We start from the raw sequence: 16,848 nt of genomic DNA, 5'->3' as shown, positions 1-16,848 counted from the left end.
TGCGGTGAAGTCCTAGACACCTCCACCACACCGGAGGTCTTCGCCATGATCAAGCCCGGCCGGCGTTAACAACGCTCGTGATCAATACACCTAGGAGCTCTGGACCCGGCCTTGCGGCAGGGCCCTAGCGGACGACTACGACCGTGCGGCCGATCGTCGCGAACGTCCACATCGCGTCGCCGTCCACGCGGGACTCGCGGATGCCGCCCGTGCGGACCTTCGGGCCGGGGGCGGGGGACGGGGTGGCCGACTCGTTCACGGCCGCGCTGAAGCCGATGACCACGCCGTCCACACTGGCGAAGCGCACCACGTGCTCGACGGGGACGCCGTCGGATCCGGTGACCGAGTTGGAGCGGGACGTCACCGAGTAGCTGCCCGGAGCCGGGTCCACCGCGCTCGGGTCGACCTTGAACGTACGGCTGATCGCCTCGTCCCCCGCGACCAGCCACACCCGGTCGCCCCGCAGCGAGTACACGACCCGGGCGCCCTTCCCGGAGTCGCCGGGCAGTGCGGTGGGGTCCTTCTTGACCTGGGGCGCCTTCGACGTACCGGCCGCCGGAGCGGCACCCGTCTTCGCCGCCCTGCCCAGACCGGGCGGGACCGTCTCGGCGGCCTGGTGGGCCAGGTAGCCGACCGTCGCGAGGGCCGCGGCGGTGAGCCCGGCCACGATTCCCGAGCTGCTAGCTGCCACCGTCCACCTCACGTCCTGCGTCCCTGTCGTGACGGTAGGTGACGGTAGCAGCAGGTGACGACCCGACAGGTGCGACCGTGCCGGGCCCCGGGGAGCCGTAGGCTGTTTGCGTGCTCTTGCTCGCTCTGGATACCGCCACGCCCGCTGTCACCGTCGCGCTGCACGACGGACGCGATGTCATCGCCTCGTCGAGTCAGGTGGACGCGCGGCGCCACGGGGAACTGCTGCTGCCGGCGATCGACCGGGTGTTCGCCGAGGCCGGTCTGCGGCTCGACGCCGTCACCGGCATCGTCGCCGGAAACGGTCCGGGACCGTACACCGGGCTGCGCGTCGGCCTGATGACCGCCGACACCTTCGGGCTCGCGCTCGGCGTCCCCGTGTACGGAGTGTGCACGCTGGACGGTCTCGCCTACGCCGCCGACCTGCCGGGCCCGTTCGTCGTCGCCACCGACGCCCGCCGCAAGGAGGTGTACTGGGCCCGTTACGCCGACTCCCGCACCCGGGTGACCGACCCGGCCGTGGACCGGCCCGCCGACATCGCCGAACAGGTCGCGGGGCTGCCCGCGGTCGGTGCCGGCGCGCTGCTGTACCCGGAGACCTTCCCCAAGGCGCACGAGCCGGAGCACGTCTCCGCCGCCGCCCTCGCCCGGCTGGCCGCCGAGAAGCTGGCGGCCGGAGAGGAACTCCCCGCGCCCCGGCCGCTGTACCTGCGCCGCCCCGACGCCCAGGTCCCCAAGAACTACAAGGTGGTCACCCCCAAGTGACCGAACCCGTGACGTGCACGCTGCGCGAGATGCGCTGGTGGGACATCGACCCCGTGCTGGAACTGGAACGGAACCTGTTCCCCGAGGACGCCTGGTCCCGGGGCATGTTCTGGTCCGAGCTCGCCCATGCGCGCGGACCCGAGGCCAACCGGCGGTACGTGGTCGCCGAGTCCGGCTCCGGGATCGTCGGGTACGCCGGTCTCGTCGCCACCGGCGAGCAGGCCGACGTCCAGACCATCGCCGTCTCCCGCGACCTGTGGGGCACCGGCCTCGGCGGACGGCTGCTGGCCGAACTGCTGCGGGCGGCCACCACCTTCGAGTGCGCCGAGGTGCTGCTGGAGTGCCGGGTCGACAACGTCCGCGCACAGAAGCTCTACGAGCGCTTCGGCTTCGAGCCCATCGGTTTCCGGCGCGGCTACTACCAGCCCGGGAACGTGGACGCCCTGGTGATGCGCCTGACCTCCCCCGAGAACTCCGTACAAGGAACCGAGATCAATGGCTGACGAACCCCTCGTACTGGGAATCGAGACCTCCTGCGACGAGACCGGCGTCGGCATCGTCCGGGGCACCACCCTGCTGGCCGACGCCGTCGCCTCCAGCGTCGACGAGCACGCCCGCTTCGGCGGTGTCGTCCCGGAGGTCGCGAGCCGCGCCCACCTGGAGGCCATGGTCCCCACCATCGACCGCGCCCTGAAGGAGGCGGGCGTCACCGCCCGCGACCTCGACGGCATCGCCGTCACCGCCGGTCCCGGTCTCGCCGGTGCCCTCCTGGTGGGCGTCTCCGCGGCGAAGGCCTACGCCTACGCGCTCGGCAAGCCCCTCTACGGCGTGAACCACCTCGCCTCGCACATCTGCGTGGACCAGCTGGAGCACGGCGCGCTGCCCGAGCCGACCATGGCCCTGCTGGTCTCCGGCGGCCACTCCTCGCTGCTGCTGTCCTCGGACATCACCTCCGACGTCCGCCCGATGGGCGCCACCATCGACGACGCGGCCGGCGAGGCCTTCGACAAGATCGCCCGCGTTCTGAACCTCGGCTTCCCGGGCGGCCCGGTCATCGACCGGTACGCGAAGGAGGGCGACCCGGCCGCGATCGCCTTCCCGCGCGGTCTGACCGGCCCGCGCGACCCGGTCTACGACTTCTCCTTCTCGGGGCTGAAGACCGCCGTGGCGCGCTGGATCGAGGCCAAGCGGGCGGCGGGGGAGGAGGTGCCGGTGCGGGACGTCGCGGCCTCCTTCCAGGAGGCGGTCGTGGACGTGCTGACCCGCAAGGCCGTCCGGGCCTGCAAGGACGAGGGCGTCGACCACCTGATGATCGGTGGCGGTGTGGCCGCCAACTCCCGGCTGCGCGTCCTCGCCCAGGAGCGCTGCGAGGCCGCCGGGATCCGGCTGCGCGTGCCGCGGCCCAAGCTGTGCACGGACAACGGCGCGATGGTCGCCGCCCTCGGCGCCGAGATGGTCGCCCGGGGCCGGTCGGCGTCGAGCTGGGACCTGTCGGCCGACTCCTCGCTGCCGGTGACGGAGCCTCATGTCCCGGGCGACCACGACCATGTGCACGAGGTCGGCAAGGAGAACCTGTACCCGTGACGGTCGCCTTGATGTGGGAGGCCCGCGCGTCCGAGGGGCGGGGCGAGGACCTGCTGGCCTGGGCGCGCGCCCAGGAGCTTCCACGTGCGCCCCTGCGCCGGGAGACCTTCCGGGCGCCCCAGGACCGGGTCCTCGTCCTCACCTGGTGGGACGAGCCTTTCGACGCCGAGCTGCCCGAACTGGCCGAGCCGGGCGATGAGCTGATCAGCCGGGCGGTGCATCGCTGGCGGTTCGAGTCGGTGGCGGTCGGCTGACCGGGCCGGTCAGCCGAGGGCCGGCAACACCTCCGTCTCGCAGCGCAGCCGCCGCTCCGTACCGAGCGCCCGCACCGGGCCCGTGAGGGTGAGGTGCGCGGTGTGCCGTACGTCCGCGCTGGAGGCGGCCAGCCGCAGTTCCAGGGCGCCCGGTTCGACGACCCGGCGGCCGGAGCGGTCCGTGAAGGACGACAGGTCCGCGTGGAAGCGGAACGTCACCCGGGCCGCCTCGCCCGGGGCCAGTTCCACCCGCCGGTAGCCGATCAGCCGTACGTCGGGGCGGGTCACCGAGGCCACCGGGTCGTGCAGGTACAGCTGTACGACCTCGGCGCCCGCGCGCTCGCCCGTGTTGCGGACGGTCACCGACACGTCGTACGCCCCGTCCGTGCCGAGCTCCGCCGGCTCCGCGCCGCCCGTGCAGTCCTCCCAGGCGAACGCCGTGTACGAGCGGCCGTGGCCGAAGGCGTACAGCGGGGTCGGGTCGAGGTTGCTGACCTCGCCCGCGAGACCCAGCGGCGGCTGGAGATAGGTCCAGGGCTGCCCGCCCGGGAGCCGCGGGACGCTGACGGGCAGGCGGCCCGAGGGGCTCACCCGGCCCGACAGGACGCCCGCGACCGCCGGGCCGCCCTCCTCCCCCGGGAAGAACGCCTGGACGACCGCCCCGAGGCGGCCGTGCCAGCGGCCCAGGGCGTAGGGGCGGCCGGTCAGCAGCACCAGCACCACGGGCACGCCGGTGGCGACCAGCGCGTCCAGCAGTTCGCCCTGGGTGCCCGGCAGGCCGAGGTCCGTGGCGTCGCAGCCCTCGCCGGAGGTGCCGCGGCCGAACAGGCCCGCCCGGTCACCGAGGACCGCCACGCACACGTCCGCCTCGGCGGTGCGGGCGATGGCCTCCTCGAAGCCCCCGGTGTCCGGGTCCGTCACGTCGCAGCCCTGCGCGAACGTCACCTTGGCGTCGGGGAGTTCGGAGCGCAGGGCGTCCAGGACGGTCGGGATGTCGATGCCGGCCGGCACCTCGGGGTGGTGGGTGAGGACGTGGGACGGGAAGGAGTAACAGCCCAGCATGGCCAGGGCGTCGGCCGCCCGGGGGCCGACGACCGCGATGCGGGTGCCGGGGGTCAGCGGGAGCAGGCCGTCGGGGTTGTCGAGCAGGACCACCGACTCCTCCGCCAGGCGGCGGGCGAGGATGCGGTTGCCCGTCGAGTCGAGGTTGATCGCGGTGGCGGGCTCCGGGGCCCAGTCCTCGTCCAGCAGGCCCAGTTCGCATTTCTGGAGCAGGACGCGACGGGCCGCCCGGTCCACGAGTTCCTCGGGGACCGCGCCCGACCGGACCGCCTCCAGCAGCGGCCGGCCGTAGCACTTGACGGTCGGCAGTTCGACGTCGATGCCCGCCGTGAGCGCCACGTGGGCCGCCCCGGCCGGGGTCGCGGCGACGCGGTGCAGGGTCTGGAGGAAGCCGATGCCGAAGTAGTCGGCGACGACCGTGCCGGTGAAGCCCCACTCCTCGCGCAGGAGATGGGTCAGCAGCCCGGGGTCCGCGGAGGCCGGGACTCCGTCCGTCTCGGTGTAGGCGGCCATCACCGAGCGGGCGCCGCCCTCGCGCAGGGCCATCTCGAAGGGCGGCAGGGTGACGTCGGCGAACTCGCGCACGCCCGCCCGTACCGGCGCGAGGTTGCGGGCACCGGCCGAGGAGGCGTACCCGGCGAAGTGCTTGAGTGTGGCGACGACCCCCGCCGCCTCCAGGCCCCGCACATAGGCCGCGCCGACCGTGCCGACCAGGTACGGGTCCTCGCCGATCGTCTCCTCCACACGGCCCCAGCGCGGATCGCGTACGACGTCCAGCACGGGCGCCAGGCCCTGGTGGACGCCGGCCGAGCGCAGGTCGTCGCCGATGCGCCGGGCCATCTCCTCGACCAGCGGCGGGTCCCAGGTCGCGCCCCAGGCCAGCGGGACCGGGTAGGCCGTGGCCTGCCAGGCGGTGAAGCCGGCCAGACACTCCTCGTGCGCGATCGCCGGGATGCCGAAGCGCCCCGCCTCGCTGATACGGCGCTGGGCGCGGGCCAGAGCCTGCGCGCCCAGCGCCGGGTCGACGGGGGCGGTGCCGAAGGAGCGTGTGAGCTGGCCCAGACCGTGGCTGATGAGCTCGTCCCACTCCTCGTCGGAGGACTCGACGGTCATGTCGTGCTGGTGCGGAGCGACCCCGTCGCCGTCCGTCGCGGCGCCCACCCACACGCCGTACAACTGGGCGGTCTTCTCCTCCAGGGTCATCCGGGGGAGCAGGTCGTCGACGCGGGCGGCGGCGGGCAGCGCGGGATCACGCCAGGGCGCGGTGGTCATGAAGCTCCTGTCGGGGGACGGACGGCCCTCTCACGAACGTTTTCACGAATGTTTCGTTATGAACTTCGAATGTTCCGGGAACCTATGGCGGTGCGAGGACTTCGTCAAGGGGGCCGACAGGGTTACGATCGCCGCCATGACATCCCCGGAGCCCGTTGAAAGCCGGACGCAGAACCGGACGCAGGGGCGAACCGCGCAGACCGCGACGCTCGCCGAGATCGCCCGTGAGGCCGGCGTGTCGGCGCCGACTGTTTCGAAGGTCCTGAACGGCCGCGCCGACGTTGCCCCGGCCACCCGGGCCCGCGTCGAGGACCTGCTGCGCGTCCACGGCTACCGGCGACGCCGTGCCGAGGCGACGCGTTCGCCCTTGATCGACCTGGTCTTCCACGAGCTGGAGAGCGCCTGGGCGATGGAGGTCATCCGGGGTGTGGAGAACGTGGCCCGGGACGCCGGCCTCAGTGTGGTGCTGTCCGAGAGCGCGGGACGGCTCACTCCCGGGCGGACCTGGGCCGACCAGGTCGCCGCACGCCGGCCGCACGGCGTGATCCTGGTCCTGTCCGGGCTCGACGAGTCGCAGCGGGCGCTGCTGACCAGCCGGTCGATCCCGTTCGTGGTGATGGACCCGGCCGGTGACCCCGGCGCCGACGTGCCGTCGATCGGCGCGACCAACTGGCAGGGCGGTCTCGCGGCCACCCGGCATCTGGTCGAGCTGGGGCACCGCAGGATCGGCGCGATCAGCGGACCCTCGCAGATGATGTGCAGCCGGGCCCGGATCGACGGCTACCGGGCCGCGCTGGAGACGGCCGGGCTGCCGGTGGATCCCGCCCTGATCGCGAGCGGCGACTTCCACCACGAGGCCGGCTACCGGCTCGGCCTGGAGCTGCTGCGCCGCCCGGACCGGCCGACCGCGGTCTTCGCCGGGAACGACCTGCAGGCGCTCGGGCTGTACGAGGCCGCGCGTGAGCTGGGGCTGCGCATCCCCGAGGACCTGAGTGTGGTCGGGTTCGACGATCTGCCCGTGGCGCCCTTGGTCGGGCCGCCGCTGACGACCGTACGGCAGCCCCTGACCGAGATGGCCGAGGCGGCGGCCAAGCTGCTCCTCGATCTCGGGCGCGACGAGGGGAGTCTGGCGGCGACTCGCGTCGAGCTGGCGACGAGCCTGGTGGTGCGCAGCAGTACCGCGGGGCCGGCGGAGCGGTAGGCGCTGTTCAGGGGGCGTGTTTCGGACACCTCCGCCGGAGCCGAAGTCAATCGGCTGCACCGTCGAAAGTTTCGGCGGGCTCACGTCCTGAAATCTGAGAATTTCCGAAGAAAGGCCGCCCTGAGCTCCCTGCCCGTAATAATTCGGACTTATGTTCCTGCTCGTGACGGGACATCAGGGGGACCAGGACACAGAAGCGGGCCGGCGGTCGAGAGCGTTGAGGATCGCCGGCCTCACCTTGGCGGGGACGCTGGTCCTGGGCGCCGGAGCGGCCGGATGGGCTTACTGGCATCTCAGCGACAACATCACCGGCGTCGACATCGACAGCGCGCTGGGCGACAACCGGCCGCCGAAGCCGGTGACCACACCGTCGCCCTCGGCCCCGGCCGCGCCGAGCGAGGCCCTCAACATCCTGGTCCTGGGCTCGGACTCGCGCAGCGGCAAGGAGAACCGCAGGCTCGGCGGCGGCGACAGCTCGGGCGCCCGTTCCGACACGGCGATGGTCGTCCACCTCGACGCCGGGCGGTCCAGCGCGACGGTGGTGAGCATCCCGCGCGACACCCTGGTCACCCGCCCGTCCTGCCCACGCCCCTCCGGGGGCTCGACGGGAGTCGCCCACCACTCCATGTTCAACAGCGCGTACGAGGTGGGCGGTCCGGTCTGTGCGGTGAAGACGGTCGAGGCGATGACGCACGTCCGCATGGACCACTACCTCGAGATCGACTTCTCCGGCTTCGCCCGGCTGGTCGACGCGCTCGGCGGCGTCACGGTCACCACGGACGAGGACATCGCCGACGAGGACAGCCATCTGCGGCTGAAGGCGGGCACCCATCACCTGGACGGCACCCAGGCCCTCGCGTTCGCCCGCACCCGGCACGGCATCGGCGACGGCAGCGACCTGGGCCGCATCGGCCTCCAGCAGAAGCTGGTGAAGGCCCTGCTGGAGCAGATCGCCTCCCAGGACCTGCTCACCGACCCGGCCAAGCTGTACCGCGTCGCCGACACGGTCACCGCCGGCCTCACCACCGACACCGGCCTGGACTCCCTCGCCGAACTGACCCGCCTCGGGCAGAGCCTGCAAGGCCTCTCGGCGAGCGGCGTACGGACGGTGATGATGCCCGTGGTGCAGGCGCCGTCGGATCCCAACCGGGTGGTGGCCGAGGAACCCGAGGCGGAGAAGCTGTGGGAGTCGCTGCGCTGACCTGCGGAAACGCGTCGCGGAAAAAATCTTCGAAGAATTCCGGCGAGCGTGTCGATCCGGCGGGCCCCCGATCGACGCAGGGGTGAGAGCGGGGAAGGGCCCCGTTCCGCAGACCCCGAGGAGTCACGATGCCGCGCTTTCTCACCCTGATCCGCATCGACGAGAAGAACGCCCCCGCGGAGGGCCCGAGCCCCGAGCTCATGGAGCGGATGGGCAAGCTGCTGGAGGAGATCACCAAGGCCGGGGTCATGCTCGACACGGCCGGACTCACGCCGACCTCGGACGGCAGCCGGGTGACCTGGGAGGGCGGACAGCTGTCCGTCACGGACGGGCCGTTCACCGAGTCCAAGGAGGTCATCGGCGGCTACTCGATCAGCCAGTGCAAGGACAAGGCCGAGGCGATCGAGTGGACCAAGCGGTTCCTGTCCCTGCACGAGGACTACTGGACGATCACCGCCGAGGTCCGGCAGATCGCCGAGGACTGACCGGCCCTCGCGCGGGTTCCGCTTGGCCGGGCGGCACCACGGGTGTCTGATGGTGGGCTGTGACCCCGCAGCCCACCCCGGCCCCGGAGCCGCCTCCGGCCTCGCAGTCCGCCCCGAATTCGGAGCCGCCTCCGGCCTCGCGGCCCGCCCCGGATTCGGAGCCGAGCCCGGCCTCGGGCTCCGCCCCGGCTCCGGCACGGGCCAGGGCCTCGCGGCCTGCCTCGGCTTCGGAGCCGAGCCCGGCCTCGGGCTCCGCCCTGGCCCCGGGCCCGGCCAGGGCCCCGCGGCCCGCCCCGGCCTCGGGCTCCGCCCTGGCCCCGGGCCCGGCCAGGGCCTCGCAGCCCACCCCGGATTCGGAGCCGACCCCGACCCCGACCCCGACCCCGGCCTCGGACGCGTCCCAGCCTCCCGCGCCCCGGCCCGACCGCATCGCCGAGGCCATCGAGACCGTCTTCCGCATGGAGTCGCCCCGGATCATCGCCGGCGTCACCCGGGTCGTCCGGGACGTCGGCATCGCCGAGGAACTGGCGCAGGACGCGCTGGTCGCGGCGTTGGAGCAGTGGCCGCGGGAGGGGGTGCCCGGCAACCCGGGCGCCTGGCTCATGACCACCGCCCGCCGCCGCGCCGTCGACCTGGTCCGGCGCCGGGAGAACTACGCCCGCAAGCTGGCGGAGATCGGCCGGGACCTGTCGGCCGTCCCGCCCCCGGAGGAACCCGCAGATCCCGACGACATCGACGACGACCTGCTGCGCCTGGTCTTCACCGCCTGCCACCCGGTCCTTTCCACCGAGGCCCGCACCGCCCTCACCCTGCGCCTGCTCGGCGGACTGACCACGGCCGAGATCGCCCGCGCCTTCCTGGTCCCGGAGCCGACGATCGCGCAGCGCGTCGTCCGCGCCAAACGCACCCTCGCGACGCGGAACATCGCCTTCGAGGTGCCCCACGGCGCCGACCGCGAGGCCCGCCTCGGCTCGGTCCTCGACGTCATCTACCTGATCTTCAACGAGGGATACGCCGCCACGGCCGGCGACGACTGGCTGCGCCCGTCCCTGTGCGAGGACGCCCTGCGCCTGGCCCGGGTGCTCTCGGCCCTGATGCCGAAGGAGCCCGAAGTGCACGGCCTCACCGCGCTCCTGGAGCTCCAGGCCTCCCGTACGGCGGCCCGCACGGGCCCCTCCGGCGAGCCGGTCCTCCTGAAGGACCAGAAGCGCTCCCGCTGGAACCGCATGCTCATCGCCCGCGGCATCGCCGCGCTGGGCCGGGCCGAGGCCACCTCATCCGGCGCCCCGGGCCCGTACACCCTGCAAGCGGCCATCGCCGCCTGCCACGCCCACGCGTACACCTACGAGGAGACGGACTGGTCCCGCATCGCCACCCTCTACCGCCTGCTGGCCGCCCGCTCCCCGTCCCCGGTCGTGGAGCTGAACCGCGCGGTGGCCGTCTCGATGTCCGAGGGGCCGGGCCCGGCCCTCGCCCTCGTCGACGCTCTGGCCGGCGACCCGGCCCTGCGGGGCTACCACCTGCTGCCCAGCGTCCGCGGCGACCTCCTCGCCCGCCTCGGCCGCACGCAGGAGGCCCGGGCGGAGTTCGAACGGGCGGCGTCCCTGACCCGGAACGAACGGGAGCGGGAGCTGCTGCTGAGGCGGGCGGCGGAGCAGCCCTGACGGCTGCGCCCGGCTGGGGAGGTCCCACGAGCGTCGGGCCGTCCACGGCTGTAGCCGGTGGGTCCCGCGAGCATCGAACGGTTCTACGACTCGCCCAGGTGGGTCCCGACGAGCGTGGGGGGCACCTCTGACCGCTATGCCCGCACCGGGTGCCCGATGAGCATCGCCGGTGCCCCCGCGACCCTGGTCAGGAACACCGTCGCCGCGTGCGGGCCCTGCGGCTTGACCTTCCTGCGTAGCTCCTCCGGCTCGACCGCCGAGCCCCGCTTCTTCACGGTCAGCGTGCCGACCTGCCGCTCCCGCAGGAGGGCCTTCAGCTTCTTGACGTTGAAGGGCAGGTGGTCGGTGATCTCGTAGGCCGTGGCGTACGGGGTCGGGCGATGGGCGTCGGCCGTGACGTACGCGATGGTCGCGTCGAGCAGGCCGCCGTCGACCTGGTCGGCCACCTCGGCGACCAGGTGGGCGCGGATGACGGCGCCGTCGGGCTCGTAGAGGTAGCGGCCGGGCGGGCGGACGTCCGGGTCGGGCAGGCCGCGCGAGAGCAGGGTGCGGGGGCCCGGCAGGAGGGTCGCCCGGACCGCCCCCGGCTCGGTGCCGAACCACAGCACCGCCTCCTTGACGTCCCCGCCGTCGGAGATCCACTCGGCCTCGGCGTCCTCGGGGACCGCCTCGTGCGGGATGCCGGGGGCGATCTTCAGAGCGGCGCCGCGCGGGGCCCGGCGGGCGGCGCCGACCGCCCAGGACAGGGGCGGTGAGTAGGCCTCGGGGTCGAAGATCCGGCCGCGTCCGCCGCGCCGGGCGGGGTCCACGAACACGGCGTCGAAACCGGCCGTGTCCACCTCCGTCACGTCCGCCTCGCGCACCTCGACGAGACCGGCCAGGTCCAGCGCGGCGGCGTTGGCCCGGGCCGCGGCGGCGGTCTGCGGATCCCGGTCCACGGCCAGGACCCGGATTCCGGCGCGGGCCAGCGCGATCGCGTCCCCGCCGATGCCGCAGCACAGGTCGGCGACCGAGGCGATGCCCGACTCGGCCATGCGCCGGGCCCGGTAGGCCGCCACGCTCGCCCGGGTCGACTGCTCGACGCCGTTCGGCGTGAAGAACATCCGGCCCGCGTCCTCGGCCCCGAACTTCGCCACCGCCCGCTGCCGCAGCCGCGCCTGGCCCAGCGCCGCCGACACCAGCTCGGCGGGGTGCTCGCGGCGCAGCCGCGTCGCGACGGCCAGCTCCTGGGCCGGATCGGTGTCCCGCACCTCGTCGAGGAGAGCGCGGCCTTCGGGGGTGAGGAGGAGGGCGAGGTCGTTCACCGGATCATTGTCGGCCACGGGGGCAGGGGCCGGACCGGCGGTGGCCGGTCCGGTGCGAGCGACGGCTGAGCCCGACCACGCGTGGCGTGCGGCCGGTGTGGGCCAGTCGGTGGATGACGGGACGCCGCCGAGGTGTCGGCCCCGGGGCGGCGGCAGGGGGCTGCGAGGATCCGGCATCATGCGAGCAGTCGTACAAAATGATAAAAGTCGGGCGCCGGGACGGGCGTCCGCCGGTGTGCGGATCGTCCTGGCCGTGCTCGTCCTCGCCGCCATCGCCTCCGGCTGCGCGCAGGACGGCGGCGACCAGGTCACCCCGGCCGGCGGCCAGCAGCCGCTCGACGCGCCCCCGGCCCGCGCGCTCGACGCCTACGCCGCCAAGCTGCGCGCCGCGCACGCCGCCCGGGTAGCCGCCGCGCACCGCTGGGGTCTGCGCAAGGCCCCGTCGGCCGCCCCGCCCGCCCCCGCGAAGAAGCCCGAAGTCAGGACCCGCAAGGGCTTCGAGGTGGACGGCCACCGGGACCTCCCGCCCGTCTTCACCAGGATCCCCACCCGGGACAAGGTCGTGTTCCTGACCATCGACGACGGCGCCGAGAAGGACCCGGCGTTCCTGCGGATGATGAGCGAACTGGACGTCCCGTACAGCGCCTTCCTCAGCGGCTACCTGGTCAGGAACGACACCCGCTACTTCCGGAAGATGCAGTCCCGGGGCGTGGTCCTGCACAACCACACCCTCAACCACCCCAACCTGCGGGGCATGTCCTACCGGAAGCAGAAGCGCGAGATCTGCGGCATGCAGCGCTACATGGAGAGGCGGTTCGGCAAACGCCCCACCCTCTTCCGCCCGCCCTACGGCAGCTACGACCGTGCGACCCTGCGGGCCGCCAGGACCTGCGGCATCACGTACGTGCCCCTGTGGAACGAGGAGGTCTTCGCCGACCACTGGGAGTACCGCGACGGGGGCCGGAAGCTCCATCCGGGCGACATCGTCCTCACGCACTTCCGGGGTCGTGACCAGTGGAAGGGCACCATGGCCGACATGATCCGCCGCTTCCTGAACAAGGTCACGGCTCAGGGGTACGCGGTCGGGCGGCTGGAGGACTATCTGTGAGGCGCCAGGCGGCCGTACTGCTGTGCGCGGTCCTGCTGGCCGGCTGTTCCGGGGCGGCGGTCGAGCGGCCGGGCATCGCCGACGGCCGGGCCCGGGGCCCGGCGCGCGGGGTGAACGACACGCGGCGGCCGCCGCCCGTCGTGGACCACGTCACCACCCGCGAACCCGTCGTCTTCCTCACCTACGACGACGGCGCCGAACGCGACCCCCGCTTCGTCGGCCTCGTCCGCGAACGGCGGCTCCCGGTCAGCATGTTCCTCACGGACAGCGTCGTGGGACCCGGCTACGGCCACTTCGCCCGGCTGCGCGCCGTCGGCGCGTCCATCCAGAACCACACCCTCGACCACCCCGCCCTGCGCGGTCTGCCCTACGCCGGCCAGCGCGCCGAGATCTGCGGCCAGCAGCACAAACTCCGCTCCCGCTTCGGCGTCGTCCCGCGCCTCTTCCGCCCGCCCTACGGCACCTACGACGCCACGACCCTGCGCGCCGCCGCCGACTGCGGCATCACCGCGGTCGTCCTGTGGCGCGCGTCCCTGAACGCCGACGGCGAACTGGCGTACACCCGCGGCGAGCCGGGCCTGCGGGCCGGCGACATCATCTCGGTGCCGTCGGACGGGACGGAGCCGAGGACCCTGGCCGAACGGACGGTGCGGCTGCTGCGCGAGATCGAGAAGAGGGGGCTGCGGGTGGGGCGGCTCGAGGACCACCTGGAGGGCGCATCCGCCCGACGCGCCGCACGCAATTAGCAGTCCGCTTGACCGAGTGCTAATCGCAGTCATAGTCTCGGCTCTGGCACTCCCCCTAGGAGAGTGCCAACACAGCGACGGGCAGGTCCGGCACCCGCGACGACGGATCCACCTGGTCGCCACCTCAGACAGTTAACCCCGTGAGATCTCCGAAGGGGGAGGTCGGATCGTGACGACCACCAGCTCCAAGGTTGCCATCAAGCCGCTCGAGGACCGCATCGTGGTCCAGCCGCTCGACGCCGAGCAGACCACCGCCTCTGGCCTGGTCATCCCGGACACCGCCAAGGAGAAGCCCCAGGAGGGCGTCGTCCTGGCCGTGGGCCCGGGCCGCTTCGAGGACGGCAACCGTCTTCCGCTCGACGTCTCCGTCGGCGACGTCGTGCTCTACAGCAAGTACGGCGGCACCGAGGTGAAGTACAACGGCGAGGAGTACCTCGTCCTCTCGGCCCGCGACGTGCTCGCGATCGTCGAGAAGTAATTCACCCCAAGCACATTGCTTTGAACTGCGCCCCTGGCCCCCGCGATCGCTAAGAAGCCGGGCGCCCGGGGCGCAGTGCCGTATATCCCAGATTCCGGAAGAGGGCTCACGCTCCCATGGCGAAGATCCTGAAGTTCGACGAGGACGCCCGTCGCGCCCTCGAGCGCGGCGTCAACAAGCTTGCCGACACGGTCAAGGTGACGATCGGCCCCAAGGGCCGCAACGTCGTCATCGACAAGAAGTTCGGCGCTCCCACCATCACCAACGACGGTGTGACCATCGCCCGTGAGGTCGAGGTCGAGGACCCGTACGAGAACCTCGGTGCCCAGCTGGTCAAGGAGGTGGCGACCAAGACCAACGACATCGCGGGTGACGGTACGACCACCGCGACCGTGCTCGCCCAGGCGCTCGTGCGCGAGGGCCTGAAGAACGTCGCCGCCGGTGCCTCCCCGGCCGCCCTGAAGAAGGGCATCGACGCCGCCGTCGCCGCCGTTTCCGAGGACCTGCTCGCCACGGCCCGCCCGATCGACGAGAAGTCCGACATCGCCGCCGTCGCCGCGCTGTCCGCCCAGGACCAGCAGGTCGGCGAGCTCATCGCCGAGGCGATGGACAAGGTCGGCAAGGACGGTGTCATCACCGTCGAGGAGTCCAACACCTTCGGCCTGGAGCTGGACTTCACCGAGGGCATGGCCTTCGACAAGGGCTACCTGTCGCCGTACTTCGTGACGGACCAGGAGCGCATGGAAGCCGTCCTGGACGACCCGTACATCCTCATCACGCAGGGCAAGATCTCCGCCATCGCGGACCTCCTGCCGCTGCTGGAGAAGGTCATCCAGTCCAACGCCTCCAAGCCGCTGCTGATCATCGCCGAGGACGTCGAGGGCGAGGCCCTCTCCACCCTCGTCGTGAACAAGATCCGCGGCACGTTCAACGCCGTCGCCGTGAAGGCCCCCGGCTTCGGCGACCGCCGCAAGGCGATGCTGCAGGACCTGGCCGTCCTCACCGGCGCCACGGTCGTCTCCGAGGAGGTCGGCCTCAAGCTCGACCAGGTCGGTCTCGACGTCCTCGGCTCCGCCCGCCGCATCACCGTCACCAAGGACGACACCACGGTCGTCGACGGCGCCGGCAACAAGGACGACGTGCAGGGCCGCGTCGCCCAGATCAAGGCCGAGATCGAGTCCACCGACTCCGACTGGGACCGCGAGAAGCTCCAGGAGCGCCTCGCGAAGCTGGCCGGCGGCGTGTGCGTCATCCGCGTGGGTGCCGCCACCGAGGTCGAGCTCAAGGAGCGCAAGCACCGTCTGGAGGACGCCATCTCCGCGACCCGCGCCGCGGTCGAGGAGGGCATCGTCTCCGGTGGCGGCTCCGCGCTCGTCCACGCCGTGAAGGTCCTGGAGGGCAACCTCGGCAAGACCGGCGACGAGGCCACGGGTGTCGCGGTCGTCCGCAAGGCCGCCGTCGAGCCGCTGCGCTGGATCGCCGAGAACGCCGGCCTCGAGGGCTACGTCATCACCTCCAAGGTCGCCGAGCTCGACAAGGGCCAGGGCTTCAACGCCGCCACCGGCGAGTACGGCGACCTGGTCAAGGCCGGCGTCATCGACCCGGTCAAGGTCACCCGCTCCGCCCTGGAGAACGCCGCCTCCATCGCTTCCCTCCTCCTCACGACTGAGACCCTGGTCGTCGAGAAGAAGGAAGAGGAGGAGCCGGCCGCCGCGGGCCACGGCCACGGCCACGCCCACTGAGGCATGACGGCTGAGGGCTGACGACGTCGGCCCGCCCGAGCCCGAGCGAAGGCCCGGCACCCCGGAAACGGGGCGCCGGGCCTTCGCCGTTCCGGTTCCGCTGTGCCTTCGCCGTTCCGGCCCGCCGGTGATGGAACCGGCGAGACCGGCGCCGGCCTCCTACACACCGGAGCCGAAGGGGGATGCGATGAGCCAGGCGCTCTACGAGGAACGGTCCCGGAATCCGCTGGCGCGCACGGCGGAACTCACCGGGGACCGGCTGCGCAGAGGTGGCCGGACCACACCGCTGGAGGAGCTGAACCTCGCCGCCATGGCCGAGGCGTATCTGCGGGGACGCTGGCTCGGCGGCGGCGGAACCGAACGCCCCCTGGAGTCGCTGGCGCAGGGCCCGGGCGTCGTCCCGGTCACCCGGGTGACCGGCACGACAGCGCCCCTGAAGGTGCGCCGCACCGCCGACTTCGCCCACGCGCTGGGGGGACTGGCCGTGCGCAGGTGCGGCGGGCCGGACCAGGTGGCCGCACTCGCCGAGCGGGCCCGGGCGGAGGGCGTGCCCCTGTGGATCGCCCGCCGGTACGCGCCCGGTCCCGCCGGGCCGGTCGCCGTCGCAGTGGACCGGCGCCTGGTCCGCGTGGACGTCTGGGGCCCGCATGCTCCCGCCGTACGGCTCCGGGCACCGTACGGCTATCGCCCCGACGCCGCCGACCGGGCGTGCGGCCTGGTCATGTCCGTCGGGGACGTCACCGCACGGCTCGAACTGCGCAAGAAGATGCGCAAGTCCAAGAGCAGCGTGGAGATCCGGCTGCCCGACCGGCACTGGACACTGCGCCGCGAGAACGCCGAGAGCTCGTGGCTGCTGCGTGACGACCGGCGCGTCGCGCAGCTGACCCGCCCCTCACGGTGGCCCGGCCCTCCGCCCGGCACGGTGCTGCTGCCGCTTGCCGACGTGCACCACGAGGGCCCCGACCCCCTGGACGCCGTCATGGCCCACGCGGTCGCCGTGTCCTTCGGCCTGGGCGACACGACGGGCCTGGCCCGGTTCCGTGCCGTGAGGTCCCGCCGCGAGACGGACGACGAACTCTGGGAGCGCCCCTGGTTCAGCAACCTCGGCAGGGACCGCGACGACAACGAACCCGGCGGTGGCGACGGCTGGGGCAGCGACGGTGGGGACGGCGGCGACGGGGGAGGGGGCGGCAGCGACGGCGGTGGCGGGGACGGAGGAGGCGGTGGCGGAGGCGACTAGCCGCGCCCGGCGGCTCCGGCAAGCCGCGCTCTTGACGGCGTTCCGGCCCGCT

17 protein-coding genes are annotated in these 16,848 nt (G+C 72.9%); 13 read left to right on the top strand and 4 right to left on the bottom strand.

Annotated features, from left to right (window positions below):
* Window positions 1–124 precede the first annotated feature (124 nt).
* Entirely contained in the window at window positions 125–691 is a 567-nt protein-coding gene (locus ABTX60_RS36700) for a hypothetical protein (RefSeq protein ID WP_352101328.1), read from the bottom strand.
* A 110-nt stretch (window positions 692–801) separates the two neighbouring features.
* On the opposite strand from ABTX60_RS36700, the gene tsaB reads away from it, so the two are divergent.
* From tsaB to ABTX60_RS36680, 4 genes are read left to right on the top strand one after another with little or no spacing between them, the layout of a single operon-like run.
* Complete coding sequence (tsaB, locus tag ABTX60_RS36695) at window positions 802–1,455, top strand: tRNA (adenosine(37)-N6)-threonylcarbamoyltransferase complex dimerization subunit type 1 TsaB (RefSeq protein WP_352101327.1); 654 nt, start codon at window positions 802–804, stop codon at window positions 1,453–1,455.
* A complete protein-coding gene (gene rimI, locus ABTX60_RS36690; RefSeq protein WP_352101326.1) occupies window positions 1,452–1,958 on the top strand; it encodes a ribosomal protein S18-alanine N-acetyltransferase in 507 nt (168 codons plus the stop codon). The genes tsaB and rimI overlap by 4 nt, the downstream gene beginning before the upstream one ends.
* Window positions 1,951–3,039, top strand: a complete 1,089-nt coding sequence (tsaD, locus tag ABTX60_RS36685) for a tRNA (adenosine(37)-N6)-threonylcarbamoyltransferase complex transferase subunit TsaD (protein WP_352101325.1) — start codon at window positions 1,951–1,953, stop codon at window positions 3,037–3,039. Before rimI ends, tsaD begins: the two co-directional genes overlap by 8 nt.
* A complete protein-coding gene (locus tag ABTX60_RS36680; RefSeq protein WP_352101324.1) occupies window positions 3,036–3,293 on the top strand; it encodes a hypothetical protein in 258 nt (85 codons plus the stop codon). Before tsaD ends, ABTX60_RS36680 begins: the two co-directional genes overlap by 4 nt.
* A 9-nt stretch (window positions 3,294–3,302) precedes the next feature.
* On the opposite strand, the gene ABTX60_RS36675 is transcribed toward ABTX60_RS36680, so the two are convergent.
* Window positions 3,303–5,627: a beta-xylosidase/alpha-l-arabinosidase gene (locus ABTX60_RS36675; protein ID WP_352101323.1), complete on the bottom strand. Its 2,325-nt coding sequence runs from the start codon at window positions 5,625–5,627 to the stop codon at window positions 3,303–3,305.
* 136 nt (window positions 5,628–5,763) lie between these two features.
* On the opposite strand from ABTX60_RS36675, the gene ABTX60_RS36670 reads away from it, so the two are divergent.
* The 3 genes from ABTX60_RS36670 to ABTX60_RS36660 all read left to right on the top strand — a co-directional run bounded on the left by ABTX60_RS36670 (window position 5,764) and on the right by ABTX60_RS36660 (window position 8,514).
* Complete coding sequence (locus ABTX60_RS36670) at window positions 5,764–6,828, top strand: LacI family DNA-binding transcriptional regulator (protein ID WP_352101322.1); 1,065 nt, start codon at window positions 5,764–5,766, stop codon at window positions 6,826–6,828.
* 151 nt (window positions 6,829–6,979) lie between these two features.
* Window positions 6,980–8,029, top strand: a complete 1,050-nt coding sequence (locus ABTX60_RS36665; RefSeq protein ID WP_352101321.1) for an LCP family protein — start codon at window positions 6,980–6,982, stop codon at window positions 8,027–8,029.
* Window positions 8,030–8,157: 128 nt separating this feature from the next.
* Window positions 8,158–8,514, top strand: coding sequence for a YciI family protein (locus tag ABTX60_RS36660; protein WP_033311567.1), 357 nt, complete (start codon window positions 8,158–8,160; stop codon window positions 8,512–8,514).
* Here ABTX60_RS36660 and ABTX60_RS36655 read toward each other — a convergent pair.
* Window positions 8,480–8,974: a hypothetical protein gene (locus ABTX60_RS36655; protein ID WP_352101320.1), complete on the bottom strand. Its 495-nt coding sequence runs from the start codon at window positions 8,972–8,974 to the stop codon at window positions 8,480–8,482. The two genes, ABTX60_RS36660 and ABTX60_RS36655, sit on opposite strands and share 35 nt — an antisense overlap.
* Here ABTX60_RS36655 and ABTX60_RS36650 point away from each other — a divergent pair.
* Window positions 8,973–10,178: an RNA polymerase sigma factor gene (locus ABTX60_RS36650; RefSeq protein ID WP_352101319.1), complete on the top strand. Its 1,206-nt coding sequence runs from the start codon at window positions 8,973–8,975 to the stop codon at window positions 10,176–10,178. The two genes, ABTX60_RS36655 and ABTX60_RS36650, sit on opposite strands and share 2 nt — an antisense overlap.
* 134 nt (window positions 10,179–10,312) lie before the next feature.
* On the opposite strand, the gene ABTX60_RS36645 is transcribed toward ABTX60_RS36650, so the two are convergent.
* Entirely contained in the window at window positions 10,313–11,482 is a 1,170-nt protein-coding gene (locus tag ABTX60_RS36645) for a THUMP-like domain-containing protein (RefSeq protein WP_352101318.1), read from the bottom strand.
* Window positions 11,483–11,717: 235 nt separating this feature from the next.
* Between ABTX60_RS36645 and ABTX60_RS36640 the strand changes: the two genes are divergently transcribed.
* The 5 genes from ABTX60_RS36640 (at window position 11,718) to ABTX60_RS36620 (ending at window position 16,796) form a co-directional block, all read left to right on the top strand.
* A complete protein-coding gene (locus ABTX60_RS36640; RefSeq protein ID WP_352101317.1) occupies window positions 11,718–12,590 on the top strand; it encodes a polysaccharide deacetylase family protein in 873 nt (290 codons plus the stop codon).
* The gene (locus ABTX60_RS36635) at window positions 12,587–13,336 is read left to right on the top strand and encodes a polysaccharide deacetylase family protein (RefSeq protein WP_352101316.1); all 750 of its coding nucleotides are present in this window, start codon (window positions 12,587–12,589) and stop codon (window positions 13,334–13,336) included. Before ABTX60_RS36640 ends, ABTX60_RS36635 begins: the two co-directional genes overlap by 4 nt.
* 169 nt (window positions 13,337–13,505) lie before the next feature.
* Window positions 13,506–13,814 (top strand): co-chaperone GroES, encoded by a 309-nt coding sequence (gene groES / locus ABTX60_RS36630; protein ID WP_003974211.1) that lies wholly within the window; start codon window positions 13,506–13,508, stop codon window positions 13,812–13,814.
* Window positions 13,815–13,930: 116 nt separating this feature from the next.
* Entirely contained in the window at window positions 13,931–15,556 is a 1,626-nt protein-coding gene (gene groL / locus ABTX60_RS36625) for a chaperonin GroEL (RefSeq protein ID WP_352101315.1), read from the top strand.
* 187 nt (window positions 15,557–15,743) lie between these two features.
* Window positions 15,744–16,796, top strand: coding sequence for a hypothetical protein (locus ABTX60_RS36620; RefSeq protein WP_352101314.1), 1,053 nt, complete (start codon window positions 15,744–15,746; stop codon window positions 16,794–16,796).
* Window positions 16,797–16,848 lie beyond the last annotated feature (52 nt).

Source organism: Streptomyces sp. NPDC126510 (genome assembly GCF_040302345.1).
In the GTDB taxonomy this organism is placed as follows: domain Bacteria; phylum Actinomycetota; class Actinomycetes; order Streptomycetales; family Streptomycetaceae; genus Streptomyces.
This window is presented reverse-complemented; position numbering and strand designations above follow the sequence as displayed.

Excerpts from the sequence above, each read along its gene's own strand:
- tsaD (WP_352101325.1), top strand. The coding sequence starts at position 1,951 with ATGGCTGACGAACCCCTCGTACTGGGAATCGAGACCTCCTGCGACGAG.
- ABTX60_RS36675 (WP_352101323.1), bottom strand. The coding sequence starts at position 5,627 with ATGACCACCGCGCCCTGGCGTGATCCCGCGCTGCCCGCCGCCGCCCGC.
- ABTX60_RS36670 (WP_352101322.1), top strand. The coding sequence starts at position 5,764 with ATGACATCCCCGGAGCCCGTTGAAAGCCGGACGCAGAACCGGACGCAG.
- ABTX60_RS36665 (WP_352101321.1), top strand. The coding sequence starts at position 6,980 with ATGTTCCTGCTCGTGACGGGACATCAGGGGGACCAGGACACAGAAGCG.
- ABTX60_RS36660 (WP_033311567.1), top strand. The coding sequence starts at position 8,158 with ATGCCGCGCTTTCTCACCCTGATCCGCATCGACGAGAAGAACGCCCCC.
- ABTX60_RS36650 (WP_352101319.1), top strand. The coding sequence starts at position 8,973 with ATGGAGTCGCCCCGGATCATCGCCGGCGTCACCCGGGTCGTCCGGGAC.
- ABTX60_RS36655 (WP_352101320.1), bottom strand. The coding sequence starts at position 8,974 with ATGCGGAAGACGGTCTCGATGGCCTCGGCGATGCGGTCGGGCCGGGGC.
- groL (WP_352101315.1), top strand. The coding sequence starts at position 13,931 with ATGGCGAAGATCCTGAAGTTCGACGAGGACGCCCGTCGCGCCCTCGAG.
- ABTX60_RS36620 (WP_352101314.1), top strand. The coding sequence starts at position 15,744 with ATGAGCCAGGCGCTCTACGAGGAACGGTCCCGGAATCCGCTGGCGCGC.